Source organism: Nocardia sp. NPDC051911 (assembly GCF_040681035.1).
Taxonomy (GTDB): Bacteria; Actinomycetota; Actinomycetes; order Mycobacteriales; family Mycobacteriaceae; genus Nocardia; species Nocardia sichangensis.
In genome coordinates this window covers 43,854-70,665 of sequence record NZ_JBFAXY010000015.1, presented here as the reverse complement: position 1 = coordinate 70,665, position 26,812 = coordinate 43,854, and the positions used below count along the sequence as shown (strand labels likewise).

At 69.5% G+C, this 26,812-nt stretch carries 24 protein-coding genes; 18 read left to right on the top strand and 6 right to left on the bottom strand.

Going from position 1 to position 26,812, the window contains the following annotated elements; all coding sequences use genetic code 11:
• The first annotated feature begins 3 nt into the window (after positions 1-3).
• Positions 4-645 (top strand): pyruvoyl-dependent arginine decarboxylase, encoded by a 642-nt coding sequence (locus AB0L97_RS19970; RefSeq protein ID WP_364431507.1) that lies wholly within the window; start codon positions 4-6, stop codon positions 643-645.
• Positions 642-2,729, top strand: coding sequence for a GGDEF domain-containing protein (locus AB0L97_RS19965; protein ID WP_364431504.1), 2,088 nt, complete (start codon positions 642-644; stop codon positions 2,727-2,729). The genes AB0L97_RS19970 and AB0L97_RS19965 overlap by 4 nt, the downstream gene beginning before the upstream one ends.
• A 1-nt stretch (position 2,730) precedes the next feature.
• Here the strand turns inward: AB0L97_RS19965 and AB0L97_RS19960 are convergent, their stop codons facing one another.
• Positions 2,731-3,480: a DUF6319 family protein gene (locus AB0L97_RS19960; protein WP_355077895.1), complete on the bottom strand. Its 750-nt coding sequence runs from the start codon at positions 3,478-3,480 to the stop codon at positions 2,731-2,733.
• A 284-nt stretch (positions 3,481-3,764) separates the two neighbouring features.
• Positions 3,765-4,385 (bottom strand): helix-turn-helix domain-containing protein, encoded by a 621-nt coding sequence (locus AB0L97_RS19955; protein ID WP_355077896.1) that lies wholly within the window; start codon positions 4,383-4,385, stop codon positions 3,765-3,767.
• Positions 4,386-4,597: 212 nt separating this feature from the next.
• On the opposite strand from AB0L97_RS19955, the gene AB0L97_RS19950 reads away from it, so the two are divergent.
• The 6 genes from AB0L97_RS19950 to AB0L97_RS19925 all read left to right on the top strand — a co-directional run bounded on the left by AB0L97_RS19950 (position 4,598) and on the right by AB0L97_RS19925 (position 12,560).
• A complete protein-coding gene (locus AB0L97_RS19950; protein ID WP_364431499.1) occupies positions 4,598-5,965 on the top strand; it encodes an NAD(P)-binding domain-containing protein in 1,368 nt (455 codons plus the stop codon).
• Positions 5,966-5,972: 7 nt separating this feature from the next.
• Positions 5,973-7,130, top strand: coding sequence for a serine hydrolase domain-containing protein (locus AB0L97_RS19945; RefSeq protein ID WP_364431496.1), 1,158 nt, complete (start codon positions 5,973-5,975; stop codon positions 7,128-7,130).
• Positions 7,130-8,176 carry an NAD(P)-dependent alcohol dehydrogenase gene (locus AB0L97_RS19940; protein WP_364431782.1) on the top strand — a complete coding sequence of 349 codons (1,047 nt, stop codon included), beginning with the start codon at positions 7,130-7,132 and terminating at the stop codon, positions 8,174-8,176. The genes AB0L97_RS19945 and AB0L97_RS19940 overlap by 1 nt, the downstream gene beginning before the upstream one ends.
• Positions 8,177-8,214: 38 nt before the next feature.
• Positions 8,215-9,864 carry a class I adenylate-forming enzyme family protein gene (locus AB0L97_RS19935; RefSeq protein ID WP_364431493.1) on the top strand — a complete coding sequence of 550 codons (1,650 nt, stop codon included), beginning with the start codon at positions 8,215-8,217 and terminating at the stop codon, positions 9,862-9,864.
• 4 nt (positions 9,865-9,868) lie between these two features.
• Complete coding sequence (locus tag AB0L97_RS19930) at positions 9,869-11,620, top strand: amidohydrolase family protein (protein ID WP_364431490.1); 1,752 nt, start codon at positions 9,869-9,871, stop codon at positions 11,618-11,620.
• 85 nt (positions 11,621-11,705) lie between these two features.
• On the top strand, positions 11,706-12,560 hold the full coding sequence (locus AB0L97_RS19925; RefSeq protein WP_364431487.1) for an alpha/beta hydrolase: 855 nt from the start codon (positions 11,706-11,708) through the stop codon (positions 12,558-12,560).
• A 7-nt stretch (positions 12,561-12,567) separates the two neighbouring features.
• On the opposite strand, the gene AB0L97_RS19920 is transcribed toward AB0L97_RS19925, so the two are convergent.
• Positions 12,568-12,852 carry a hypothetical protein gene (locus AB0L97_RS19920; protein WP_355077902.1) on the bottom strand — a complete coding sequence of 95 codons (285 nt, stop codon included), beginning with the start codon at positions 12,850-12,852 and terminating at the stop codon, positions 12,568-12,570.
• Positions 12,853-13,045: 193 nt separating this feature from the next.
• Here AB0L97_RS19920 and AB0L97_RS19915 point away from each other — a divergent pair, with 193 nt between their 5' ends.
• A complete protein-coding gene (locus tag AB0L97_RS19915; protein ID WP_355077903.1) occupies positions 13,046-14,077 on the top strand; it encodes a DoxX family membrane protein in 1,032 nt (343 codons plus the stop codon).
• 260 nt (positions 14,078-14,337) lie between these two features.
• Here AB0L97_RS19915 and AB0L97_RS19910 read toward each other — a convergent pair whose 3' ends face one another.
• Positions 14,338-15,219, bottom strand: coding sequence for a mycofactocin-coupled SDR family oxidoreductase (locus AB0L97_RS19910; RefSeq protein WP_364431482.1), 882 nt, complete (start codon positions 15,217-15,219; stop codon positions 14,338-14,340).
• A 408-nt stretch (positions 15,220-15,627) separates the two neighbouring features.
• Between AB0L97_RS19910 and AB0L97_RS19905 the strand changes: the two genes are divergently transcribed.
• From AB0L97_RS19905 to AB0L97_RS19895, 3 genes are all read left to right on the top strand, one after another.
• Complete coding sequence (locus AB0L97_RS19905) at positions 15,628-15,831, top strand: hypothetical protein (RefSeq protein WP_355077905.1); 204 nt, start codon at positions 15,628-15,630, stop codon at positions 15,829-15,831.
• A 102-nt stretch (positions 15,832-15,933) separates the two neighbouring features.
• Entirely contained in the window at positions 15,934-16,593 is a 660-nt protein-coding gene (locus tag AB0L97_RS19900) for a class I SAM-dependent methyltransferase (RefSeq protein WP_364431477.1), read from the top strand.
• A gap of 199 nt (positions 16,594-16,792) precedes the next feature.
• Positions 16,793-17,659: an AfsR/SARP family transcriptional regulator gene (locus AB0L97_RS19895; protein WP_355077907.1), complete on the top strand. Its 867-nt coding sequence runs from the start codon at positions 16,793-16,795 to the stop codon at positions 17,657-17,659.
• 50 nt (positions 17,660-17,709) lie between these two features.
• Here AB0L97_RS19895 and AB0L97_RS19890 read toward each other — a convergent pair whose 3' ends face one another.
• Both AB0L97_RS19890 and accA read right to left on the bottom strand, forming a co-directional pair.
• Positions 17,710-19,059 carry an acetyl-CoA carboxylase biotin carboxylase subunit gene (locus AB0L97_RS19890; RefSeq protein WP_364431473.1) on the bottom strand — a complete coding sequence of 450 codons (1,350 nt, stop codon included), beginning with the start codon at positions 19,057-19,059 and terminating at the stop codon, positions 17,710-17,712.
• Positions 19,060-19,069: 10 nt separating this feature from the next.
• Positions 19,070-20,758 carry an acetyl-CoA carboxylase carboxyl transferase subunit alpha gene (gene accA, locus AB0L97_RS19885; protein ID WP_364431779.1) on the bottom strand — a complete coding sequence of 563 codons (1,689 nt, stop codon included), beginning with the start codon at positions 20,756-20,758 and terminating at the stop codon, positions 19,070-19,072.
• A gap of 198 nt (positions 20,759-20,956) precedes the next feature.
• On the opposite strand from accA, the gene AB0L97_RS19880 reads away from it, so the two are divergent.
• Genes AB0L97_RS19880 through AB0L97_RS19855 form a run of 6 tightly spaced genes read left to right on the top strand, consistent with a single transcriptional unit; the run spans position 20,957 to position 26,810 of the window.
• Positions 20,957-22,225 carry a beta-ketoacyl-[acyl-carrier-protein] synthase family protein gene (locus tag AB0L97_RS19880; RefSeq protein WP_364431470.1) on the top strand — a complete coding sequence of 423 codons (1,269 nt, stop codon included), beginning with the start codon at positions 20,957-20,959 and terminating at the stop codon, positions 22,223-22,225.
• Positions 22,222-23,460, top strand: coding sequence for a ketosynthase chain-length factor (locus tag AB0L97_RS19875; protein WP_364431467.1), 1,239 nt, complete (start codon positions 22,222-22,224; stop codon positions 23,458-23,460). Before AB0L97_RS19880 ends, AB0L97_RS19875 begins: the two co-directional genes overlap by 4 nt.
• Positions 23,457-23,711: a phosphopantetheine-binding protein gene (locus AB0L97_RS19870; RefSeq protein ID WP_355077911.1), complete on the top strand. Its 255-nt coding sequence runs from the start codon at positions 23,457-23,459 to the stop codon at positions 23,709-23,711. Before AB0L97_RS19875 ends, AB0L97_RS19870 begins: the two co-directional genes overlap by 4 nt.
• The gene (locus AB0L97_RS19865) at positions 23,708-24,646 is read left to right on the top strand and encodes an aromatase/cyclase (RefSeq protein WP_364431463.1); all 939 of its coding nucleotides are present in this window, start codon (positions 23,708-23,710) and stop codon (positions 24,644-24,646) included. The genes AB0L97_RS19870 and AB0L97_RS19865 overlap by 4 nt, the downstream gene beginning before the upstream one ends.
• Positions 24,643-25,569, top strand: coding sequence for an MBL fold metallo-hydrolase (locus tag AB0L97_RS19860; RefSeq protein ID WP_364431460.1), 927 nt, complete (start codon positions 24,643-24,645; stop codon positions 25,567-25,569). The genes AB0L97_RS19865 and AB0L97_RS19860 overlap by 4 nt, the downstream gene beginning before the upstream one ends.
• Entirely contained in the window at positions 25,566-26,810 is a 1,245-nt protein-coding gene (locus AB0L97_RS19855; protein ID WP_364431457.1) for an FAD-dependent oxidoreductase, read from the top strand. Before AB0L97_RS19860 ends, AB0L97_RS19855 begins: the two co-directional genes overlap by 4 nt.
• Positions 26,811-26,812 lie beyond the last annotated feature (2 nt).

The window sequence follows — 26,812 nt, the reverse complement described above, 5'->3', positions numbered from 1 at the left end:
TTCGTGCCGCAGAGTCGAATTCGACGCAAGTCCGGCCTGCGAAATCTGGTGGCCGCGGCGGATCGGGAGGGCACCATGATTCACGACGCCTCACGCGGCGACCTACGCGCGCGGCCTCGCCCGGATCGGCTGCGGCCGCCGCTGGAGCGGACGTTCCCGGCGCCGCTGACGATCGAGATCGGCGCGGCGACCGGCGCGGGACCGACCGCCATGTCGGCGTTCGACGCGGCGCTGCGCGATCTCGGCGTGGGTGAGGCGAACCTGATCCGGTTGTCGTCGGTCATCCCGCCGCGCGCCACCGTCGAACGGATCGGCCGGGTACGCAAGCCGATACCGTGGGGTGACCGGCTGTACTGCGTCTACGCGGTGCGGCACGCCTGCGAACGCGGCGCGACCGCCGCGGCGGGCATCGGCTGGGCGCTGCGCGACGACGGCTCCGGCGCGGGATTGTTCGTCGAGCACGAGGCCGACACCAGCGACGAAGTCGACGCCCTGATCCGCGCCAGCCTGGCGGACATGACCCGCCACCGCGGCGACGGCTTCGGCCCCGTCCAGTTGTGCACCGTGGACGCCACCTCCGACGGTGACCCGGCGTGCGCGCTGGTCCTCGCCGCGTATCACACCATTCCGTGGGGCCCGCGATGAGCGAGATCACCGTCACCGTCGAGGCGGCGATTCCGGAGGAACGGATCGCGATGTTCCATCGCCTGTACGAGGAGGCGTTCGGCCCGTTGCGCGCGAAGGCCATCGCACGGCAGGTGCTGCACCCGGAGGAGTTCCGGGAGGAGATGGTGGATCCCCGCGTGCAGAAGTACGTGGCGCACGCCGACGGCGAGCCGATCGGCGTCACCACGCTGACCAGGCATCTGGAGACCGTGCCGTGGATCAGCCCGGACTATTTCGCGGCCCGCTATCCCGAACACGCGGCGCGCGACGCGATCTACTACGCGGGTTTCACCCTTGTTGCGCCAAGGGGCGGCGTTCCATGCCATGATCAAATCAGTTGTCCAGATATTGGTTGCCGAGCGCGCTGCGGTCGGTTGGGACATCTGCTCGTACAACAACACTCGGTTCTCGTTCGCCGACAGCATCAGGGCGGTGCTCGACGAACAGGCGAACGTCGAAGTCGCGGTGGAGGATTCACAGATCTATTACGCGGCCCGGTTCACCGGGGATGGAGCGACCAAGGGGGGCTGATGACACCAAGTGAACAGCCACAGACCAGCCGTCCGCGCGGCATCGGATCGGGCTGGTACCCGGTACTTCTGGGGGGAAGCGCGGCCGCGATCGCGGTCCATCTGGCGCTGGACTCGCACGTGGCGGCGTTCGTGACGATGACGATCATCGTCGGCGCGACCCTCGCCATGATCGCGGTCGGCGTGCGCACGCACCGGCCCGCGCACCCGTTGCCGTGGTATCTGCTGTCCGGCTCGGCGGTGCTGTTCGCCACCGGCACCACGCTGCGCGACATCGGCGACCACGCGGTCCATCCGCTCGACGACGCGTTCACTCTGCTGGGTTATCTCGGCGTCGGGCTCGCGGCGCTGATCTGGTTGTGGCCGCGCCAAGTGCACGGCGACTACGACCTGCTCCTGGACTCGGCCCTGATCGGGCTCGGCGCGCTGCTCGCCTCCTGGACCTTCCTCATCTCCCCGATCCTGCAATCCACCGCGACCGGGCTGGACGCGCTGTTGGCGGCGACCTACCCGGTACTCGACGCGCTGCTGCTGACCTTGGTGGCGCACTCCATGGCGACCTCAACGCGCGCGGAGACCTCGCTGTGGTTGCTGCACGCCGGACTCGTCGCGGTGCTGCTCGGCGACTTGGGCTACAGCCTGGAGACCGCGGGCGCGACCGTGTTCGGGCGTGAAGTGCTGCTGGCTCCCCTGCTCGCCGCCTACGCCACCGTGGGCGCCGCGGCGCTGCACCCGACCATGACCGCGCTCGGCACGCCACGGCGCATCCACCCACACCACTCCAGGCAGCGCGCCAGCCTCATCGCGATCGCGCTGATCGTGGCCTCACTGGTGCCGGTGGTCGGGTCGAGCCTGCGCCCGCTCGATCGCGTGGTGGTGTCGTCGCTGTTCGGGTTACTGCTGATCGGCATGCTGGTGCGCAGCGAGCGCGCCATCGTGCGCAGCGCCCGCAGCGAGCGGCGCGCGCAGTACCAGGCCGACCACGACATACTCACCGGATTGCTGAATCGAGCCGCACTGCTGCGCGCGCTGCGGCAGCGCGGCGAACAGTGGGCCGAGCAACCGATCTCGCTGCTGTTCATCGACCTCGACGGCTTCAAGCGGGTCAACGACAGCTACGGGCACGCCGTCGGCGACGAACTCATCTCGACGGCGGCCGGCCGGATCCGGCGAGTCGCGCGCCACGAGGACGTGGTGACCCGCTACGGCGGCGACGAATTCGTCGTGCTCGCCCGGCTCGCCCGGCCGGAGGCCGCCGTGCTGGCCGAACGGCTGCTCGGCGCGTTCGTCCGGCCGTTCGGGCTGAGCGCCGGGGAGATACCGATCACCGCGAGCGTCGGCGTGGCGTGCGTCGGTCCACGCAGCTCGGACACCGACGTGCACGGCCTGCTCCGGGACGCGGACGCGGCCATGTACCACGCGAAGCAGTACTCGCTCGGTTACGCGTTCCACGACGACGTGCGGCACACGCTTCCCGGCACTGAGCGACGGATCTGGCGCACGGCTGCCCGATCCGCCAGTCCCGCGGTCTGACTCAGTCGCTCAGCTCGTTCAGCAGGCGCTTGGCCTCCTCGAGCTCGGCCTGTAACTGCTGCACCTTGGCCTCCTGCACCCCGCGCAACGCGTCCAGGACGCCCGCGACCACCTCGGCGACCTCCGGATGCAGGATCTTCGCCGCCTGCGCCACCGTGGAACCGGCCACCGGAAGACCGCGCAGGGTGCGCTTCTTCCCGCTGACCACGTCGATGGACCACTCGCCGTCGGCGGTGCCGGTGAGCGTCACGGTGACCTCGGGCGCCTTGGCCTTGCGGGCGGCGGCCGCTTTGGCCGGTTTGGGCGCCGCGGCCTGCTTGGCCGCGCTGTCGGCTCGACTCGCTTCCGCGGCCGCCGCGGGCTTCGGGGTGGCCGCGGGCGCGGGTGCGCTCGGCCGCGCGGGCTCGGTCGTGGTGCTCGTCGTGGTCGACGACTGCGTCACAGGGGATTCCTTCCGTGTTGTCGACTTCTGCTGGGCGGTGGCGCCCGCCGCCCCTCGCGGCGGCTTGGTCAAGGTCACCTCGGTGGGAGAGAAGGACAGTACATCCTTCGATCCGGTCGGCCGGACCTGGAGGAAGTCACCGTCGGCAGGGTCGCCGAGCGCGATCACCTTGCCCGAGCGCCCCTCCGGCACGCCGACCGCGGCGGAGGTGAACCACACCATGGGCGGGCTGCCACCGGCTATGTCCGCGGCGATCTGTTGAATCTCGCTGTCCGACAAGGGCTGCGGCTTGGTTCGTGGGGACGACATGGGTAACTCCGAGCGATTTCGTGGTTGGCTGCGTGCACAGATGATGCCGCACGACGCCGACAGATTCGCGGGCCACCGTCGAATAGGGGCGGCGGACGACACCGTTCACGCATCCAGCGAACAGTGGGCAACACATGCCGTCACCCTGCGGACAGCCCCCACAGACCACAACGCTTCGGCGTCCTATGCGAGAAAACCAGCGCTGGAGGCCTTCTCGCACCTCAGCCGACCCGACGTCACCGACTGGCCCGCCCAGGAAGGTCGACTGTGCCGAACAAGCCCGCTCAACTCGCGTCCGTCGGCGCGCGCAGCGCCGGAAACCAGATGTCGGTGAGCACTTCCACGGCTTGCTCCACCGAGACGTCGATGGTGCCCTGCATCGCCCATCGGGTGAAGAACCGCTCCAGTTGCGCGACGAGCAATTCCACGCGCAACCGCGCCTCGTCGCGCCGGTCGGCGGGCCACGCCGCCAGGTAGGCGGTCATCGCGTTGGGCAATGCGAGGATGCCGTCGCGGGCGATCTCGCGAAACTCCGGTTCCAGCGCGGTCGCCTCGTCCCAGGCGGGCAGCAGGTCTTTGTATTGGTGGAACCACTCGATGGCGCGGGTCATCCAACGGGCGAACTCGGCGCGCGAACCGGTCTCCAGCACCCGATCGAGGTCCTGATAGGAGTGCAGCACGGTAGACAGGGTGCCCTGCTGGGCGATCGCGCGCAGGATCTCTTGTTTCCCCGCGAAGTGCAGGTAGAACGTGGCGCGGCTGCAACCGACGGCGGCGACGATGTCGTCCACCCGCACCGCCGCGTAGCCGCGGGTGGCGAACAGCTCCTTGGCGCCCTCCATCAGCCGGACCCTGGTCTGCTGCTTCTGCTCGTCCCGCAGGTTCGCGCTCGCGTTCGTACGCATGGTGAACAGGTACCTCGTATCCGTGAAAAGAGGGACTGACGTGCGGTTGACGCCGCCCGAGTCTACGCGGCAAAGGGAGTGATGGACAGCGCGTCACTCACTAGACACCATGTCTACCGAGTGCTAATTTGTTGCCTACGTCACTCCGGCGCGTGAGCCGCACCGGACGGTTCGGCCGTCACCGACGACGGCCTCCAGCACGAGGACAGTGAATGACGTCAACCGCACTCCCCCGCGTCTGCGTGATCGGGGCGGGTCCCTCCGGGATCACCGCCGCCAAACGCCTGAACGATTACGGCATACCGTTCGACTGCTACGAAGCGTCCGACGAAGTCGGGGGCAACTGGTACTTCAAGAACCCCAACGGCATGTCGGCGTGCTACCAGAGCCTGCACATCGACACGTCCAAGTTCCGCCTGGCCTTCGAGGACTATCCGGCGCCCGACGAGTGGCCGGACTTTCCCCACCATTCGCAGCTGTTCCAGTACTTCCGCGACTACGTCGACCATTTCGGCATCCGCGACCGGATCGTGTTCGACACCAGGGTGACCGCGGCCGAGCGCGGGACGGACGGCCGCTGGCTGATCAGCACGAGCGACGGGAGCACCAAGGACTACGACGCGCTCATCGTCTGCAACGGGCACCACTGGGATCCCCGCCTTCCGGACTACCCGGGCGAATTCGACGGCACGCTGCTGCACAGCCACGCCTACAACGACCCGTTCGACCCGGTCGACATGCGCGGCAAGCGCGTCGTGGTGGTCGGCATGGGCAACTCGGGCCTGGACATCGCCTCCGAGCTGTCGCAGCGGTTCATCGCGACGAAGCTCTACGTCTCCGCCCGGCGCGGAGTCTGGGTACTGCCGAAGTACGTCAACGGCAAGGTCGGCGACAAGCGCTCGATGCCACGGTGGATGCCGCCGAAGCTGGGCCTGAAACTCAAGCAGCGTTTCGTCCGCAAATTCCGCGGCAACATGGAGGACTACGGCCTGCCCAAGCCCGACCACCTGCCCTTCGAGGCGCATCCATCGGCGAGCGAGGAGTTCCTGCACCGCGCGGGCTGCGGCGACGTCACGTTCAAGCCCGCGATCACCGCGCTGGAAGGTTCGCGGGTGCGCTTCGCCGACGGCAGCGCCGAGGAGGTGGACGTGATCGTCTGCGCCACCGGTTACCGCATCTCCTTCCCGTTCTTCTCCGATCCGGAACTGCTGCCCGACAGCGACAATCGCTTCCCGCTGTTCAAGCAGATGGTGAAGCCCGGCATCGACAACCTGTTCTTCCTCGGGCTGGCCCAGCCGCTGCCCACGCTGGTGAACTTCGCCGAGCAGCAGAGCAAGCTGGTCGCCGCCTATCTGACCGGCCGCTACCACCTGCCGCCCGCGGAGGAGATGCGGGCGGCCATGCGGTCCGCGGAGTCGGCCAGGTCGGGGCGCTACTACGACTCGCCCCGGCACACCATCCAGATCGAATTCGAACCGTACGTACGGGACATGCGGCGGGAGCTGGCGCGCGGCGCGAAACGCGCCACCGCCGCGGGTAACGCGCTGCCGGTTCCCGGCCGCACGCCCGAACACGTGTGAGGCGGCGATGACCACTACCACGGGCACCGCCACCTCGGGATTCTGCGCCGAACGATTCGCACGGGTCCGCACGGAACTGGAGACCCGGCTCGCCTCCGGCGACGAGCTGGGCGCATCGATCTGCGTCACCGTCGACGGCGAAACGGTCGTCGACCTCTGGGGCGGCTACCGCGACCGGGAACGCACGCAGCCGTGGACCGAGGACACCTTGGTCAACGTCTTCTCCATCACCAAGACCATGACCGCGCTGTGCGCCCTGCTGCTGGTCGAGCGCGGCGAACTGGACGTGCACGCGAAGGTGGCCAGGTACTGGCCGGAATTCGCGGCGAATGGCAAGGGCGACATCGAGATTCGTCATCTGCTCGCGCACACCTCCGGCGTCTCCGGGTGGCAGCCGCCGATCGAGCTCGCCGATATCTACGACGCGGAAGCCTCCGCTGCCCGGCTCGCGAGCCAGCCGCCGTGGTGGGAGCCCGGCACCGCCTCCGGCTACCACGCGCTGGCCTACGGCCACCTGATCGGCGCGGTGATCCGCCGCGTCACCGGACGCTCGCTGGGCGAGTTCTTCGCCGATGAGCTCGCCGGGCCGCTGGGCGCGGACTTCCACATCGGCACCGCGCCCGAGCACCACGGGCGGATCGCGACCTTGATCCCGCCCGCCATGCCGGAATTCGACATGGCCGCGCTCGACCAGGAAAGCGTGCTGGTCAAGACGCTCACCAGCCCACTGCTCGACATCGCCGAGACGGCGAGCGCCGGGTGGCGGCAAGCCGAGATCGGCGCGGTGAACGGCCACGGCAACGCCCGTTCGGTGGCGCGGGTGCAATCGCTGGTGTCCTGCGGCGGTGAACTGGCCGGACGGCGGCTGCTGTCGGAGCGGACGATCGAGCTGATCTTCCAGCAGCAGTCCGACGGCGTGGATCTCGCGCTTGCGGTGCCGCTGCGATTCGGCATCGGCTACGGTCTGCCGCAGCGGCAGACCGCCCCGGAGGTTCCCGACGGCCGGGTGTGCTGGTGGGCCGGGTACGGAGGCGCGATGGTGGTCAACGACCTCGAGCACCGCACCACGTTCGCCTACGCCATGAACCGGATGGCGCCGGGGCTGATCGGCTCCGACCGCGGCGATGCCTATCTGCGCGCGACGTTCGCGGCGGTGCGCGGATGATGCGGGCACTGCAGCTCACCGAGCCCGGTGTGCTGGAACTGCGCGAGGTACCGATTCCGGAGATCGGTCCCACCGATCTGCTGCTGCGGGTCGGCGCGGCGGGCATCTGCCATTCGGATCTGCACGTGCTGCACATCCCCTTCCGGATGCGCGAGGAACCGTTGACCCTCGGCCACGAGATCGCGGGCACCATCGAAGCCGTCGGCGCCGGGGTCGGCGGCCGCCGGGCGGGCGAGCGCGGCATCGTGTATCTGTGCTGGTCGTGCGGGGTCTGCCGGGAGTGCGTCGGCGGCAACGAGAACGTCTGCCTCGCCGCGGGTCGCACCGCCATGCCGCCGTGCCCCGGACTCGGGCCGGACGGCGGGATGGCCGACTACATCCGGGTGCCCGCGAGTTCGTTCGTGCCGATCGGCGACCTCGACTTCGCCGAGGCCGCGCCGCTGGCCGACGCCGCGCTGTCGAGCTACCACGCCATCCGCGGCGCTCGTGATCGGCTGGGGCCGGGGTCGGTGGCGGTGGTTGTCGGGATCGGCGGGCTCGGCCACCTCGCGGTGCAGATCCTCGCCGCGACCACGGCGGCCAAGGTGCTGGCCGTGGACGTGAGCGCCGACAAGCTCGAACTCGCCGCGCGGTGCGGTGCGGCCGAAGGACTTCTCGCGGGCGACGACACGGCGAAGGAGATCCTCGACCGGACCGCAGGTCGCGGCGCGGACGCGGTGTTCGACTTCGTCGGCGTCGACGCCACCGCGCGGCTCGCGGTGGAATCGGTGGCGCCCGACGGGGCCTACCGCATGGTCGGCCTCGGCGGTGGCGCGCCGGAGATCACGGCGGCGCCCGCCACCGGCACGGGCTGGCCATGGGGCGCCACGGTCCGGAAATCCTACGGCGGCACCAGATCCGACTTGATCGACTCCGTGGCGTTGGCCGCGGCGGGCAAGCTGCGCGCCGAAGTGGAGCGCTATCCGCTGGCCGACGGCCGCGCCGCCCTCGACCGGCTGGAGCGCGGGCTGATCACCGGCCGCGCCGTGCTGATCCCAGAGCCGTGACGAATCAACCCTTGCGCAGTGACGAGGAAGTATCCGATATGACAAAAGCCATCGACCCGCAGACGTTCGTGGCACAGGCCGCGAGCAGGCTCACCGGACCCGGCGGCCGATTCGAGATGGTGGTCGAGGACGTGCTCGGCGCGCCGCTGCCGGTGGTGCGCCATCGCAAGTCCTCGCTGCGGGAAGTGCTCGTCGCCGGGGCCGCGCACGGCGACCGGGACTATCTGGTCACCGCGGACCGCAGGATGTCGTTCACCGAGCACGCCGCCGCGGTCGCGGCACTGGCCACGGCCCTGCGCGACCGCTTCGGCGTCGGCAAGGGCGACCGCGTGGGCATTCTCGCCGCGAACACGCCCGAGTGGGTGCTCACCTTCTGGGCGGCCCAAGCGCTCGGCGCGATCGCGGTGGGTTACAACGCGTGGTGGGCGCCGCGCGAGATCGCCTACGGCGTCGAGCACACCAGCCCCTCCGTGCTCGTGGTCGACGCGAAGCGCGCGGCGCTGGTGGCGGAACTGGATATCCCGGTCCCGGTGCTCACCATGGAACACGACATACCCTCGCTGCTGGCCGAATACCGCACCGACGACCTGCCCGACACCGAGATCGACGAAGACGATCCCGCGGTGATCCTGTACACCAGCGGCACCAGCGGCCGACCCAAAGGGGCGGTGCACTCGCACCGAAACCTGGTGGCGGTCACCGACTACCACCTCTTCAACGACGCGCTGGCCGCCGCGCTCACCGGGGCGGACGAACTGCCGAGCGGGCGGCGCTTCCTGCTCACCTCGCCGCTGTTCCACATCGCCAGCCTGCACAACCTGGTGGTTCCCCGGCTGGTCACCGGTGACGCGGCGGTGATCCACCAGGGCTCGTTCGACGCCGACCGGGTGCTGCGGCTGATCGAGGCGCAGCGGGTCACCAACTGGGGCGCCATGCCGACCATGGCGACCAGGATGCTCGAACTCGACCTGTCCGACTACGACCTGTCCTCGCTCGCTTCCTTCTCGCTGAACTCCGCGCCGTCCTCGGCCGCGTTGCAGGAGAAGCTGCGCGATCAGCTGCCCGTCGCCCGCAACGCGCTGGTGACCAGCTACGGGCTCACCGAATGCAGCACCGCCGCGACGCTGGCGAGCCCGGCCGAACTGGCGGCGTTCCCGGACACCGTCGGTCGTCCGGTCGTCGGGGTCGCGCTGGAGATCCGCGACAGCGCGGGCAACGTGGTCCCCGACGGCACCGAAGGCGAGATCTGCGTGCGCAGCCCTTACGTGATGCTGGGCTACTGGCAGAACGAGGCAGCGACCGCCGCGGCGATCACCGCCGACCGCTGGTTGCGCACGGGCGATATCGGGGTGCTGGAGGACGGCAGGCTGCGCTTGTCCGGGCGTCGTTCGGATCTCATCCTGCGCGGCGGGGAGAACGTCTATCCCACGGAGATCGAGCAGTGCCTCGAGGAGCATCCGGCGGTGCGCGAGTGCGCGGTGCTCGGGGTACCCGACGCCGACCTCGGACAGCAGGTCGCCGCCGTGGTCGTGGTCGAAAGCGTCACGGCGACCAGCGAAGAGGAGCTGCGCGCGTTCGCCGCCGAGCGGCTCGCCTACTACAAGGTGCCCGCCCGCTGGCGGCTCACCACCACCGCACTACAGCGCAACGCGACCGGCAAGGTCATACGCGCCGATCTCGAGGTGTAAAGCCATGTACGACACCATCATCGCGAACGGCCAGTGGTTCGACGGCACCGGCGCGCCCTCGGCGATCCGGCACCTCGGCATCCGAGACGGTCGCGTCGCGACCGTCTCGGCCGACTCGATCGATGACCCCGACTGTCCGAACATCGTGGACGCCACCGGGAAATGGGTGATCCCGGGCATGCTCGACATCCACACCCACTACGACGTGGAGGTGCTCCAGCATCCCGCGCTGACCGAATCGCTGCGCCACGGCATCACCACGGTCCTGCTGGGCTCGTGCTCGCTGTCGACCGTCCACGTCGACGCCTCCGACGCGGGCGACCTGTTCGCACGGGTCGAGGCGATTCCGCGCAAGCACGTCCTCGCCGCGGTCGGCGAGCACAAGACCTGGCGCTCGGCGCACGAATACGCGGCCGCCCTGGAACAACTGCCGCTGGGCCCGAATGTCGCCGCGTTCATCGGGCATTCGGACATCCGCGCCGCGGAAATGGGTCTGGAGCGCGCGACCCGCAAGGACGTCCGGCCCGATGCCGCCGAACTGGCGGGGATGGCGGCGAAGCTGACCGAGGCGCTGGACGCCGGGTTCGTCGGCATGTCCTCCCAGCAGCTGCTGTTCGACAAACTCGACGGTGCGGTGTGCCGATCGCGCACCCTGCCGTCCACCTACGCGACCACCCGGGAACGGCGCAGGCTCAACGCCATCTTGCGCCGGCGCGGGCGGGCACTACAGGGCGGACCCGACGTGTCCCGCCCGCAGAGCCTGGTGACGATGGCGGCCGGTAGCCTCGGCCTGTTCCGCAAGCCGCTGAAGGTCAGCCTGCTCTCTGCCGCCGACCTCAAGGCCATTCCCGGCATCGCGTACCTTTTCCCGCTGATCGCGCGAGTGCTCAACGCGCTGGGCGGCGATTTCCGCTGGCAACACCTTCCGGTGCCGTTCGAGGTCTACGCCGACGGCATCGACCTGGTGGTGTTCGAGGAGTTCGGTTCCGGCGCCGAAGCGCTGCACCTCGCCGACCAAGTGGACAAGCGCCGGGAACTGTTGCGCGACCAGCAGTACCGGCGCCGCTTCCGCAAGGACTACGACAAGAAATTCGGTCCACGGGTGTGGCACCGTGATTTCTTCGATGCGCGGATCGTGGAATGCCCGGACGCGAGCGTGATCGGCAAGACCTTCGGCGAGGTGGGCGCGGAGCGCGGCGGCACGCACCCGGTGGACGCGTTCCTCGACCTCGTGGTGGAACACGGCGGCAAGGTCCGCTGGCGTACGACGATCTCCAACCACCGACCGGAAGTGCTCGATCGGCTCGCCGCCGACCCCGGCGTGCAATTGGGCTTCTCCGACGCGGGAGCGCATCTGCGCAACATGGCGTTCTACAACTTCGGGCTCCGCTTCCTGCGCCGGGTGCGCGACGCCGCGAACGCGGGCCGTCCGTTCCTGTCGATGGAACAGGCGGTGCACCGGCTCACCGGCGAACTCGCGGACTGGTACGGCCTGGACGCCGGACATCTGCGGGTGGGCGACCGAGCGGACGTCGTCGTGCTCGATCCGGCTCGCCTGGACGATTCGCTGGACGCCTACCACGAATCCCCCATCGCCCCCTTCGACAACCTGTCGCGCATGGTGAACCGCAACGACGAGGCGGTCACCGCGGTCTTGGTCGGCGGCGTGCCGGTGTTCGGCGGCGGCGCGCCCGCCGCGGAGCTCGGCGCCCGGCGGACCGGCCGTTTCCTGCGCGCGGCGACCGCCACCGGATAGTCCAACCGCCCGCTCGGTCCGGTTCGTCCACGTAAAATCGCTGCTACCCGGCGGTTCGCTCGCCGGTGGTTCGTAGGGAGTCAGCGTGGACGTATTCGAACATCGGGGCAGGTCCGTGGTCTTCGACCGCACGGGCAGCGGGTCTCCGGTCGTGTTCCTGCACAACGCGGGCACGCAACGCCGCATCTGGGACGACCAAGTCGCGGCACTGCGGGACTCGCATGAGGTCTTCGCGCTCGACCTGCCCGGCTACGGGCAGTCCGACCAGCCCGCGACCGGCTACCGCCTCACCGATTACGTCGACATGCTCACGGCGTTCCTCGACGCCCAACGCGTCACCGACGTGGTGCTGATCGGCAACTGTCTCGGCAGCGCCACCTCGCTGCGCTACGCCATGGGTCATCCCGACCGGGTGCGCGCGCTCGTCCTGATCAATCCGCTCACCTTGGACACCGTGAGTTCGGGACAGTCGGCGGGCCTGGCCTGGCTGGACGCGCGGCTGCCGCTGGCGCCGCTGGCCCGCCGGATCAGCCTGCCGAACCCGGTGGTCTCGCTGATCGTCGGCAATCAGCTCGGCCCCCGCGGTCGGCGCTTGCGCACTCAGCACGAGCCGCGCGTGCGGGCGTACTGGACCGATCGGGGCAGGCTGCGAGCTCTGCACGGCTTGGTGCAGGATTTTCCGTCCTACCGCGCGTTGGACACCTTCGAGCCGCCCGCCGGTTTCCCGCCGATCTGCACGATCTGGGGGCGACGTAACCGCATCCTGTCGGCGAAGGCGGGCGGACGGCTGAACGGCAAGCTGCGCCCGCACACGGCGGTGGAACTACCGGACTGCGGTCATCTTCCGATGGTGGAGGCTCCGCAGCGGGTCGCTTCGATCATCACCGGCTTCCTGGCCGCGACCGACGTCCCGGCGCGCGAGCAGTCCGGCGGCCGCTGAGCCGCACTCAGAGCGGAGCAACGGTCGGGCACAGTTCGGCGAAACTGGCCGAGTGCACTCCGCATCCGGCGCATTCGAACACCATGCCCATGTCCAGCATCCAGTGGATGCGGGTATGGCAGGTCTCGCAGAGGAAATCCACACCCGCCGGATGGCAGCAGGACCGTTTACGGATGAACCATTCCGCACGATGACGGCAGGGCACGGAATCGAAGCGGAACGTGCACTTCGGCGCGGCGGGCAACTCGGCGACGACGGCATCGAAAGCCGTTGTGGCCGTATGGGTGTTCACAGCGGATACCTTCCGGCGGAGCAGGGGCGGGAGAACGAGCGGTGCGGCGGCGCCTTCTACCCCCTGGATCGATCTCTCTCGATTAGCTGTTACCCGGATGAGTCCGCTTTCACACGGCGGCGGACCCGCTTGTTTGGTCACGAATCGCGCGGGAATCCGAATTGTGACGCCATCTAAGGGAAGGGGTTCTGTCATGTTGTTGCGCCGACTCGCCCGGCCGCTACTGGCCACCGTGTTCGTGGTCGACGGGGTCGATACGCTGCGGCACCCGGACGAGCGGGTGAAGTCCGCGAACGCACTGCTGGAACGGGGGCAACGGCAGCTGCCCGCAGAGGTCGCCGCGAAATTGCCATCGAATCCGTCGACCGTCGTGCAGGTCAACGCCTTCGCCCAGGTGGGCGGCGGCGTCCTGCTGGCCCTCGGCAAGGCGCCGCGACTGGCCGCTTTGGTGCTCGCCGCGACCGTCGTGCCCGCGGCCGTCACCGAGCAGGACTTCTGGAACGAACAGGATCCCGCCCGCAAGTCGGCGAAGCGCACCGCGTTCCTGAAGGATCTCGGGCTGCTCGGCGGACTGATGATCACCGCCGCCGACACCGAGGGCAAGCCTTCGCTGGGTTGGCGTGGCCGCAGGGCCGCGCGCGATGCCGCCGCCGCGGTGACCGCGGCGTTGCCGTTCGGCGCGGCCTCGGACACCGCCACCGGCGCGGCACTGCGCAAGCACGCGCACGAGGCCGCGGACAAGGCGCGGGCAGTGGGCGCGGTGGCCGCGAGCAAGGGGGCGGAACTCGCCGAATCGGCCCAGCGGCACCGGCCCGGTTGGGCGGAGTCGGCCAAAGAGCACAGCAGCGACTGGGCCGAGACCGCCAAGACGCACGGGCAGGAGTGGGCCGAGATCGCCAAAGAACACGGTGCCGACTGGGCGGAGATCGCCAAAGAACGCGGCGCGGACTGGGCGGAAATCGCGAAAGAGCGCGGCGCGGAATGGGCCGAGATCGCCAAGGAGCGCGGCGCCGAATGGGCGGAGGTCGCCAAGGAGCAGAGCGTTCACCTCGCGGATCTGGCGAAGCAGCGCGGCGCCGAATGGGCGGAGATCGCGAAAGAGCGCGGGCCTGAGCTCGCCGACGCCGCCAAGGAACGCGGTGTGCACGCGGCACACCTGGCGCGCGAGCGTGGAGCCCAGACCGCGCACGCGGCCCGCGACGCGATCGAGTCACGTCGCCACTGACGCGTCGCCACGGGCTCTCGGCCCGGAAAGGAAAGACGTGTCCGGCGAGCTGCACGAGGTGCGGCACCCGAGTCCATGGCCGCCGGTCATGCCGGCACGGACACGTCGCGCACAAGCTGGTCGGCTGGGCCCTGCTCGGCCTCATGAGCGTTCGGTAGCGGGTGTCGCGCGACACCCGCTACTTCGCGGGTGGGCATCCGTTTCGCCGCGCACGCCTTCGAGCGACTCGCCGTTACGCGCCCGTTGTGACGGGACATGCGCTATGAGGTGCTCGCGCTCCCGCCGCAGGAGATGGTGACGGCTTCGCCGTTGAAGTGGCGGCCGTGCTCGGAGACCAGCAGCAGCATCGCCTCGGCCACCTCGGCGGGCTGGATCAGATCACCGTTGGGCGGCCCGGATTCGATGATCGCCATCCAGTCCTCCCTGGTGGGATTCTCCTTGTCCGGCATCATGAGCCGCCAGGTCGCCGGATTCTGGATCATGTCGGTGTCCACGCCGGAGGGCAGCAGCGCGTTCACCGTGATGCCGTACTCCGCCACTTCCAACGACAGTGACTTCACCAAGCCGAGCACGCCCCATTTGCTCGCGGCGTAGTGCGCCGCGTTGCGCACGCCCATCTTCGCCACGATGGAGGAGGTGGCCACCACGCGACCCCAGCGGCGCTCGATCATGTGCGGGACGACCGCGCGGAAGCTGTGGAACACGCCCGTCAGGTTGGTGTCGATCATGTCCCGCCACAACCGCTCGTCCATCTCGGCGACGGGCGAGTTGGACGCGATGCCCGCATTGGCGACGAGGATGTCGATGCGATCGAACTCCTCGAGCGCGCGCTCGGCGACCGTCCGCATCTGTTCCAGGCTGCGCACGTCGGCTCGGACGGCGACACAGCGGCGGCCGGTCCGCTCGACCAGCGCGGCGGTCTCGGCCAGGTCGCCGGGGGTGCTCAGCTCGTAGGGCAGGCCGGGCACCGGTGCGGCGATATCGCACACCACGATGTCCGCGCCCGCGTTCGCCAGCGCCAAGGCGTGCGCGCGCCCCTGCCCGCGGGCGCCGCCGGTGATCACCGCCACCCGGTCGTCGAGGTTGCCCATGGCTGGCCCTTCGTCGGTCGGTACCTGCTTCGGCCGCCCCCATCGTGTCATGGGCGAACGAGCTGATCTCCCGGTTTTCCGGGGGCCGCGTCGCCGAGCGATATTTCCCAGAGTTGGGAACGGGCCGCACCCGCTGCCTGGCACGACGTGCGCTTCTGCGTGCCGCAGCACGTCCGCAACCTGCGTAGACGGGGTCGCTGCGCCGAATTGTCCAGGGAGAGTGGAACAATGGGCACGATCTCGGCGCCGGAGCGGGCACGGCCATGGCACGGACGCGCCGACCCGACTGCGGCACGGAGGCCACATGCACCCATTTCGACCCGGTCCAGCGACCGACCGTCCGCGATGTACGCTGCGCCCCGGAACGATCTCGCCCGTGCCCACCGCGTCGTTCCAGGCACGAGCGTCGCATTGACATGGTTTCCTGGGGGCCCGATGACCGATTGTGAGTACCTTCCCGTGAATCTCGACCGACAGCTCGACGCCGAACCGACCGAGCACGACAACACCCTCGCCGACCGGCTCGCCAGCCCGCGGCTGCGCAGGCTGCTGCACACGGCCATCGGCCTGTCCGAGGACTCCGTCGACCTGCTGACGACCATGACCACGCGCCTGCGCGCGGCCGAGGGCATGATCCTGCGCGACCCGCTCGAGGACTACTGACCCACGGGCGGCCGGGGACTCCGGGCGGACAGCCGGCGGGGCGGGTTGCCGAACCGGCAACGATATTTGCCGTTCCAGTCGGCCCGATGGATGGTGGGACGCATGAGTGCGACACCCCATCACCACGCCGACCGGACGACGCCGACCACTGTCGAGTACTGGGAGGCCTTCTACCAGGAGCGCGATCAGATCTGGTCCGGACGGCCGAACTTCTTGCTGGTGCGTGAGCTCGAAGCCGTCCCCCCTGGCACCGCACTGGACCTGGGCTGCGCCGAGGGCGCCGACGCGATCTGGCTGGCCGAGCGCGGCTGGCGGGTCACGGCGGTCGACGTGTCGGAGACCGCGCTGGCCCGCGCCAGGACGAACGCGGCCCGCCAGGGAATCGACGGCGAAATAGATTGGCAGCGGCACGATCTGGACCACACCTTCCCCGCGGGAAGTTTCGACCTCGTCACGGCGCAGTATCTGCACTCACCGGCGGCGAAGGACGGCGAACGGACGCGCATCCTGAGCCGGGCGGCCGATGCGGTGGCTCCCGGCGGGCTGTTGCTGATCGTCGGTCACGCGCAGTGGCCCTCCTGGGTACTGGAACCACCCGCCGACGTGCATTTCCCGACCACTGCCGAAGTACGGGCCGGTCTCGCGCTGGATCCGGCCGAATGGCACGTGGAAGTGGACGAGGAGGTCGAGCGCGAACACGCGAGCCCCGAGGGCAGGCCGGGCACGCGAAAAGACAACATCCTACGAATTCGCCGCAACTGACGGCGAGAGCAAATAACGGGCCAATCTCCTTGCAGCCGAGGAGAATTCGCGGAGCCTGCGCACGGAATTAACTCCGATATTACTCAGGATTCATGGTGCCGAGACGGATTTCTCGCTACTGTGGACGAAGCCTACAGTGCGGTGGGAATCGAGAATCTCACGTCGGTCGGGGGGAAATTCGCCCGTAGGAGAGTTCCCAGTGAAGTATCCCGTATGCGCACGCGTGCTAGGTCCGTTGACGCTTGCCCTGAACAATCACAATGCGACGCCGACCGCGCAGAAGCAGCGGCAGTTGCTGGCATTACTTTTGGTTCGGCACGACACCGTTGTCCCGGTGACGGCCCTGATCGAAGAACTGTGGAACGACGATCCGCCGCGCAGCGCGGTGACGGTCGTGCAAACATACGTGCTCGGCATTCGCAAGAAGATGGCGGAGCAACTCGGAGTCGGACAGGCGGAGGTGGCCGAACGCTATTTGCGCACGCGCAGCAAAGGCTATTCCTTCGACGTGCGGGACTGTGTGTTCGACCTGCGCGACTACCAGTCCATGTCCGACGCCGCCCGATGCGCCGCCAAGACCGGCGACGACGAGCGCGCGGTGGACCTGTTCAGCGCCGCGGAAGCGCTGTGGAGCGGTCCCGCGCTGGTGGACGTGGAGGGTGGCATCCCGCTCGCCGCCGAGATCTCGCATCTGGATCACCTGCGGCTGACCAACATCGAGTTGCGCGTGGAGGCGGAATTGCGACTGGGCAGGCATCGTGAGGTCTGTCCCGACCTGGCGCGGCTGACCATGCAGCATCCGCTGCACGAGCGGCTCCAGGCGTACTACATGTTCGCCCTGTGCCGGTCGGGCCAGCGCGCTCGCGCCCTGGCCTCCTACCAGCGGTTCAGCCGGTCCATGCAGGACGAACTGGGGCTCGACCCCTGCCAGAAGCTGCAGAAGTTGCACCGGGACATCCTGACCGCCTCCGACGACTCGGTGAGCGCGATGCTCAACAGCCGCCACGCCGGTTACCTGATCGGGTGGTACTCCCCCGAGCGCCGCGCCGCCGCCGAGACCGCCTGACGCCGACGCCCGGCCGCGATCGCCGCGGGCCGGGCGAACCTCCGGCGCGCTCATCCCCGCCCGAGGAACTCGTCCACCAGCCCGGTGGTGTGCGTGGCGGCGCGCATGGCTGGATGGTCGAGCACCTCGTACAGGAAATCCCGGGTGGTCGCGACGCGGGCGCCGGAAATCCGGAATTCCGCCAGCGCCCGCCGCATCCGGGCCAGCGCCCGGTCCCGGTCCGGCGCCCACACCACCAGTTTGGCCAGCAGCGAATCATAGTGCGGAGGTATCGAATAACCGGCGTGCGCATGGGTGTCGACGCGGACGAAGGGGCCGCCGGGCGGGGTGAATTCCGCCAGGATTCCCGGAGCGGGCGCGAAGTCCGCGGCAGGGTCTTCGGCATTGATCCGGCATTCGATCGCCGCGCCGCGCAGGACGATATCTTCCTGATCGATGCCGAGTGGTTGCCCCGCCGCGACTCGAATCTGCTCGGCGATGAGATCTATACCTGTCACCATTTCGGTGACCGGATGTTCGACCTGAATTCGGCAGTTCACTTCCATGAAATAGTAATTGCCGTCCCGATCGACCAGGAATTCCACGGTTCCCGCGCCGGTATACCCTGCCTCGAGCACACCGTGCACGGCGGATGCGCCCATTCGCTCGGCCAGACCGTCCGGCAGCAGCGGGGCAGGCGATTCCTCGATCAATTTCTGGTGCCTGCGCTGCACCGAGCAGTCGCGTTCACCCAGGTGCACGCCATTGCCGTAGGCATCGCACAGCACCTGGATCTCGACGTGTCTGGCGGCGGCGAGGTACTTCTCCAGATACACCCGGCTGTCGCCGAACAGCATCCGCGCCGTCGCCCTGGTCTCCTGATAGGCGCGCGGGAACGCCGCACTCTCGTGCACCACCTGCATGCCGCGCCCGCCTCCGCCCGCGGCCGCCTTGACGATCACCGGGTAGCCGATCGAATCCGCGAGCGCGTGCGCCTCGTCGAGTTCGAGCGGATCGAGGCTGCCCGGCAGCAGCGGCAGTCCCGCCTTCGCCATCAGCGTGCGCGCCGACTGCTTGTCGCCGAGCTGGGCCATCACGTCGGCGGGCGGCCCGATCAACGTGACGCCCGCTGCCCGGCACGCGTCGGCGAAATCCGGTGACTCGGAGAGGAATCCGTATCCGGGATGGATCGCGTCCGCGCCGGTGAGCTCGGCGGCGGCCAGGATCGCCGCGGCGTTCAGATAACTGCGCTTGGCCGCGGACGGGCCGATCTGCACCGCCTCGTCGGCGAAACGCACCACCGCCGACTCGGCGTCGGCGACCGAGTGCACCGCGACGGTGCGCACGCCGAGTTCGCGGCAGGTGCGCGCGACGCGCAGCGCGATCTCACCGCGGTTGGCGATCAGGATCTTCTCGAACATGGCGCCACTCCTACGCGACCGACCGGACCAGGACCTGCCGCCGCGCGCCGAAGCGCCGGAACCGGGCGCGGCGCTCGTCGGCCAGCTCCGCACCGCTGCGACCGGACAGTTCGCCGAGGGTCGCGGTCAGGGCCCGGTGCAGCTGTTCGGCAGCGGCCACGGGGGCCGCGCCCACGTCGTCGCCCGGCTCGGGCAGCACCGCGTCGACGACACCGAGACGCAGCAGGTCTCGCGCGGTCAGCGACAGCGCGGCCGCGGCCTCCGGTGCGGCGGCGGGATCGTTCCACACGATCGCCGCGCAGCCTTCCGGGCTGATCACCGAGTACGTGCCGTTCGCGAACATCAGCACCCGGTTGGCGACGCCGAGCGCCAGGGCCCCGCCGCTGCCGCCTTCGCCGATCACCACGCTGATCACCGGCACCCGCAGCGCGGACATCAACCGGATGTTCTCCGCGATGACGATCGCCTGCCCCTGCTCCTCGGCGGTCGCGCCCGGATACGCGCCGGGCGTGTCGATCAAGGTGACCACGGGCAGCCCGAGCTTTTCGGCCAGGCGCATCAGACGAGCCGCTTTGCGATAGCCGGCCGGAGTCGGCATGCCGAAGTTGCGTTCCATCAGCTCCTTGGGGTCGTGTCCTTTCTGGTGGCCGATCACCATGACCGGCCGCCCGCCGAGCCACGCCGTTCCGCCGACCACCGCGGCGCAATCGCCGGAGATCCGGTCGCCGCGCAGCTCGCGGAACTCGTCGAAGGCGAGTGCGAAGTAGTCCAGCGCGGTCGGCCGCTGCGGAGACCGCGCCCGGCGCACTTGTGTCCAGGGATCGGTCGCGGGAACGCGGGCCGGATCGGTGATCACGCCCGCGTCGGCGGGTACGAAGGTCTCGGCGGAATCGACCGGCCCCGCGGCCCGCAGCAGTGCGCCGAGCGCCTGGCGCAGGCCCGCGCGCGGCACGATCATGTCGATGAGCCCGCGTTCCAGCAGGAATTCGGCGGTCTGGAACTTCGGCGGCAATTCCTGCCGGATGGTCTGCTCGATCACTCGCCGTCCGGCGAACCCGAGCCGGGCGCCCGGTTCGGCGATCAGCACGTCGGAGAGGGTGGCGAAGGAAGCCGCGACGCCGCCGTAGGTGGGGTCGGTGATCAAGGTGACGGTGAGGATGCCCGCCCGGTCCAGTTGCTCCAGCGCCGCGCTGGTCTTGGCCATCTGCATCAGCGACAGCGGGCCCTCCTGCATCCGGGCGCCTCCGGAGGCGGTGACAATGACCAGCGGAACACGTTGGGCCAGAGCGGTTTCGGCGGCAGCGGTGATCATTTCGCCGACCGCGGTGCCGAGGCTGCCGCCCAGGAAGCGGAAGTCCATGGCGGCGATCACCACCGGCCTGCCCTCGATCGCGGCCAGCGCGCACAGCACCGCGTCGTGCATGCCGGTGCGGGAGCGCGCGGCGGCCAGCCGGTCCGGGTAGGGCTTGGTGTCGGTGAAGGTCAGCGGGTCTTCGTCGGTGGCGGCGACCGGCAGCGGCTCGAAGCGTCCCTCGTCGGCGAGCTGCTCGATGCGCTGCCGCGCGGTGATCGGCGTGTGCCTGCCGCATTCGCCACAGACGCCGAGGTCGCGGGCGAACCGCTTGCCGTACAGCGGGATCAGGCATGCCGGGCAGAGCACCCAGTCCGCGGCGCCGTGCTGGCCGTGTGCTGACTTCATCACGCGTGTCTCCTGTGCTCGGGAACAGATGATCGATCCGGGCGGCGCCGGCCGGGCGATCACAGCGACAGCCTGCGCCCCACCGCTCGAGAACAACTCGACTCGCTCGCTCGAGCGAGGTTCGAGGACCGTCCCCGATGCTCGATCGCACCATCGAAGGGAGAACGCCATGAACACCAATGCATCCGGTGGTGTGCGATGAGCCGCCGCGTTGTCGTCACCGGGCTCGGCGTCCGCGCGCCCGGCGGGTCGGGCAAGGACGAGTTCTGGAAGCTGCTGTCCGAGGGCCGCACGGCGACGCGCCGGATCTCGTTCTTCGACGCCTCGCCGTACCGGTCCCAGGTGGCCGGCGAAGCGGACTTCGACCCGGCGCTGGAAGGGCTGTCCCCCAGGGAGATTCGGCGCATGGACCGGGCTGTGCAGTTCGCCGTGGTCTGCGCGCGGGAGGCGGTGGCCGACAGCGGGCTCGACCTCGCGACGGTCGATCCGCACCGGCTCGGCGTGAGCCTCGGCAGTGCGGTCGCCGCGGCCACCAGCCTGGAGCGCGAATACCTGGTGCTGTCGGACTCCGGGAAGAACTGGCTGGTCGACGAGACGTATCTCTCTCCGCACATGTTCGACTACATGATCCCCAGCGTGATGCCCGCCGAAGTGGCCTGGAGCGTGGGCGCCGAGGGACCGGTGGCGATGGTCTCCAACGGATGCACCTCGGGACTGGACTCGGTGGGCCACGCGGTGCAGCTGATCCGCGAGGGCTCCGCCGACGTCATGGTTGCGGGCGCGTCGGACACCCCCATCACACCGATCGTGGTGGCCTGCTTCGACGCGATCAAGGCGACCACCCCGCGCAACGACGAGGCGGAGGTGGCCTCACGGCCGTTCGACAACTCGCGCAACGGGTTCGTACTCGCCGAAGGCGCCGCGATGTTCGTGCTGGAGGCGTACGAGAGCGCGCGCAAGCGTGGCGCGCACATCTACGCCGAGATATCCGGGTACGCGACCAGGTGCAACGCCTACCACATGACGGGCCTCAAGGCCGACGGCCGCGAGATGGCCGAGGCGATCCGGGTCGCGCTCGACGAATCCAGGATCGACCCGACCGGTGTGCACTACATCAACGCGCACGGCTCCGGCACCAGGCAGAACGACCGGCACGAGACCGCGGCGGTGAAGCGCAGTCTCGGCGCGCACGCCTACGCCACGCCGATGAGCTCGATCAAGTCGATGGTCGGGCATTCGCTCGGCGCGATCGGCTCGGTCGAGATCGCCGCCTCGCTGCTGGCGCTGGAATACCAGGTGGTGCCGCCGACGGCGAACCTGCACGAACCCGATCCCGAATGCGATCTGGACTACGTGCCGCTGGTCGCCCGCGACCATCGGATGGACACCGTGCTCACGGTGGGCAGCGGGTTCGGCGGCTTCCAGAGCGCGATGGTGCTGCGCAAGGCGGAGGCGGTGGCGGCATGATCCTCGTGACCGGAATGGGAGTGCTCGCGCCGAACGGCATGGGCGTGGAGCGTTTCTGGGACGCCGTGCTGGCCGGGCGCGGCGGGATCGCGCCGCTCACCCGGTTCGACACCAGCGGTTCGTCGGCGCGACTGGCCGGACAGGTGGCCGATTTCGACGCCGGTGAGCACCTGCCGAGCAGGCTGCTGCCGCAGACGGACGTCTCGACCCGGATGGCGCTGGTCGCCGCGCAGTGGGCGCTGGACGACGCGAAGGTCGACACGGCGACGATGACCGACTACGACATGGGCGTGGTGACCGGAAACGCTTCCGGCGGTTTCGAGTTCACCCATCGCGAATTCAACAAGCTGTGGTCGCTCGGCTCCGAGCACGTCAGCGTGTACGAGTCCTTCGCGTGGTTCTACGCGGTCAACACCGGCCAGATCTCCATCCGGCACGGCATGCGCGGACCGAGCAGCGCCTTGGTCGCCGAGCAGGCGGGCGGACTGGACGCGATCGGCCACGCGCGGCGCACCGTGCGGCGCGGGACGCCGCTGGTGGTCACCGGCGGCGTCGACTCGGCGCTGGACCCGTGGGGGTGGGCCTCGCATCTGTCCAGCGGCGGGGTGAGCGCCGCGACCGACCCCGACCGCGCCTATCTGCCGTTCGACGCCCGCGCCGCCGGCTACGTGCCCGGTGAAGGCGGCGCGATGCTGGTCGTGGAGGACGCCACCGCCGCGCGTGCCCGTGGGGTGCCCAAAGTGCACGGTGAGATCGCCGGCTACGCCTCGACCTTCGACCCGCCGCCCGGTTCCGGTCGTCCGTCGGGCCTGCGCCGCGCCGCCGAACTCGCGCTGGCCGACGCCGGGATGACGCCCGGTGACATCGACGTGGTGTTCGCCGACGCCTCCGGCATACCCGATCGCGACCGCGACGAGGCCGCCGCCATCGAGGCGCTGTTCGGGCCGGGCGGCGTTCCGGTCACCGCGTCGAAACCGCTGACCGGACGCCTGTTCTCTGGTGCTGGTCCGCTCGACGTCGTCACCGCGCTGCTGGCCATGCGTGACTCGGCGATCCCGCCCACCGCCCGCACCTCCACGCCCGCCGAGGATTACCGGATCGATCTGGTTCTCGGCGCCCCGCGCTCCGCCACCGTCGGCGGCGCGCTCGTCCTGGCACGCGGGCGCTGGGGTTTCAACTCCGCGGTCGTCGTGCGCGCCGTGTCCGATCGAGATCTGCCGAGGAGCGAATCATGACCATGACCATCACCGAACTACGCCGCATTCTGGTGGACTGCGCGGGCGGCGAGGACCTCGCCGAACTCGGCGGCGACATCGCCGCCGTCGAATTCGAGGAGCTGGGCTACGACTCACTCGCGCTCATCGAGACCGCGGCGCGGATTCAGCGCGATTTCGGCGTGACGATCCCGGAGGAAGAACTCGTCGAGGTCAAGACGCCGCAAGAGCTGGTCGACATCGTGAACGCCCAACTGCGCGGTGCGGCATGAGCGGCGAAGTGATGTCCCACAGCAGGGTGGTGCAGGCCGCCCCGGACGTCGTCTACGGTCTGGTCGCCGACGTGACCAGATGGCCGGTGATCTTCGAGCCGAGCGTGCTGGTGCGCCACCTGCACCAGGGGCCGGACGAGGAGCGCTTCCGGCTGTGGGCGACCGTCGGCGGCGCGGTGAAGAACTGGACGTCGCGGCGGGTGCTGGACGCCGAGCAGCGCCGCATCGTGTTCGAGCAGGAACGCAGCCAGGCGCCGTTCGCGTCGATGGGCGGCGGCTGGTCGTTCCGCGAGATCGGTCCCGGCGCGACGAAGGTCACCTTGGACCACCACTTCGCGGTGGTGGACGGGGCCGATGCCGCGCAGGTCGCCGCGTCGGTCGATCGCAACAGCGTGGTCGAGCTCGCGGCGCTGGCCCGCGTCGCCGAGCTCGGCCACCCGGTGGACGAGGTGATCCACACCTTCGAGGACACCGTGACGCTGGAATGCTCGTCCTCCGAGGCGTATGACTTCGTTTACCACAGCGAACGCTGGCCCGAGCAGGTGCCGCACGTCGGCCGCATCGAGCTCACCGAGGATGCCGATGGCGTGCAGCTGATGGAGATGGACACGGTGACGGCGGGCGGTATCCCGCACACCACGAAGTCGATCCGGGTGTGTGTTCCCGGCGAACGAATCGATTACAAACAGTTGGTGCCGCCCGCGATCCTGTTCGGCCACAGCGGTGCGTGGGAATTCGCCGAGGGTCCGGACGGCGCGGTGGTGACCGCGCGGCACACGGTCGCGATCAATCCCGAGGCCGCGCGCGAGATCCTCGGCGCGAATACCGATCTCGCCGACGCCCGCGCGTACCTCACCGAAGCGCTGTCCGCCAACAGTCGCAACACGCTGCGTTGCGCGGAACGCTCTGCCGCGACGACGAAGTCACCGACATGACCGCCACCGAGACGACCGCGACGCCGCGCGTACAGGAGATCGCCGACGGCGTCCACGCCTACACGCACAGCCGCGGCGGCTGGTGCGTCAGCAACGCCGGCGTGCTGACCGGGCCGGACGGCGCGGTGGTGATCGACACGCTGGCGACGGAAGGGCGCACCCGGGCACTCGTCGAGTTCGTCGACGGGCTGGATACCGGCCCGGCCCGCGTCATCGTGAACACCCATCACCACGGCGACCACAACTTCGGCAATCACCTGTTCGGCCCGGCCGCCGTCGTCGTCGGCCACGACCGGATCCGGCCGGAGATGATCGAGACCGGCCTGGCGCTGACGAAGCTGTGGCCGGATGTCGAATGGGGCCATGTGCGGGTCACGTTGCCGAGCATCACGTTCAGCTATCACCTGACCTTGCACCAGGGCGAGCGCCGGGTGGAGCTCATTCACTTCGGCACCGCCGCGCACACCACCAACGACGTGGTGGCGTGGCTGCCCGAGGAGCGCGTGCTGTTCGCCGGAGACCTGGTGATGGCGGGCGCTGCGCCGTTCTGCCTGATGGGGTCGGTCAGGGGTTCCGTCAACGCGATCCGGCGGCTGGCCGCGCTGGGCGCCGAGACGGTCGTCGCCGGACACGGCCCCGTCACCGGACCTGAGATCTTCGACCAGACGCTGCGTTATCTGCGCTGGGTGCAGGACCTGGCCGCGGAGGGACGCGCACTCGGGCTGACACCGCTGGCGATCGCGCTGGAGGCCGACCACGGTGAGTTCGCCGACCTGGTCGACCAGGAGCGGTTGGTCGGCAACCTGTATCGCGCCGACGCGGAACTGTCCGGCGGCGAACTCGGCGAGCCACTGGACGTGCCGGCGATCTTCGACGAGATGGTGCTCTACAACGGCGGGCAGGTGCCCACATGCCTGGCGTGAGCACCGAATCCGTGCGGGTCTGCGTGATCGGCGGCGGCCCCGCCGGATTGATGACCGGCCTGCTGCTGGCGCGTTCCGGCGTGGAAGTGCTGGTGCTGGAGAAGCATCCGGACTTCCTGCGGGATTTCCGGGGCGACACCGTGCACACCTCGACACTGCTCGCGATGAACGAACTCGGCTTGGCCGAGGAGTTCCTCGCGCTGCCGCACGTCGAGCTGCCCCGGCTGCCGATGGCGACCGCCACCGGTCCGGTGGTGTTCGCCGACTTCAGCTCCCTGCCCGGGCCCTTCCCGTTCGTGGCGTTCATGCCGCAGTGGGATGTGCTGAATTTCCTCGCCGAGGCGGGCGGGCGCTACCCCGGCTTCCGGTTGGTGCAGGAAGCGGAGGTCACCGAGCTGATCCAGCGCGGCGGTGCGGTGGCGGGCGTACGCGCCGAGACCGCTGACGGTCCGCTGGAGGTCAGCGCCGACCTGGTGATCGCGGCCGACGGGCGGCACTCGATCGTGCGCCGATCGGGGCTGCTCGAGGTCGCCGCCAGCGCGGCGCCCATGGACGTGCTCTGGTTCCGCGTCGGCAAGCCGGAGGGCGAGCGCCTGCCCACCGTGCGCAGCGGGAAGGGATTCTTCATCGTCTGTATCGATCGCGGTGACTATCTCCAGGTCGCGTACATGATTCCGAAGGGCGGCTTCGCGACGATCCGGGCGGCGGGGCTGGCGCGGTTCCGTGCGGATCTGTCCGGCATCTATCCCGTGCTCGCGCCGTGTCTGGAGGCGGAGATCCTGGACTGGGACGACGTGAAACCCCTCGACGTCCGGGTGGACCGGCTGCGCCGCTGGTACCGTCCCGGGCTGCTGGCGATCGGGGACGCGGCGCACGCGATGTCCCCGGCGGGCGGGGTGGGCATCAATCTCGCGGTGCAGGATGCCATCGCGACCGCTCGCCTGCTGGCGCCGATCCTCGCCGCGGGCGCGACCGCGTCCACGACGCAGCTGCGCACCGTTCAGCGCCGCCGCGAATTCCCGATGCGCGTGGTGCAATTCGCGCAATTGCACTTGCTGTCGGACCTCTACCCCAGTGCGGGACGGCCCGGGACCGACAAGCCGCTGCTGGTGCGGCTGCTGCGCCGTTTCCCGCGCCTGCCCCGGCTGGTGGCCAGGGTGATCGGCCTCGGCATCCGCCCGGAGCCGGTGCCGACCGCGACCGAAACCGTCACGACCCTAACGAAACTCAGGGAGAACTGATC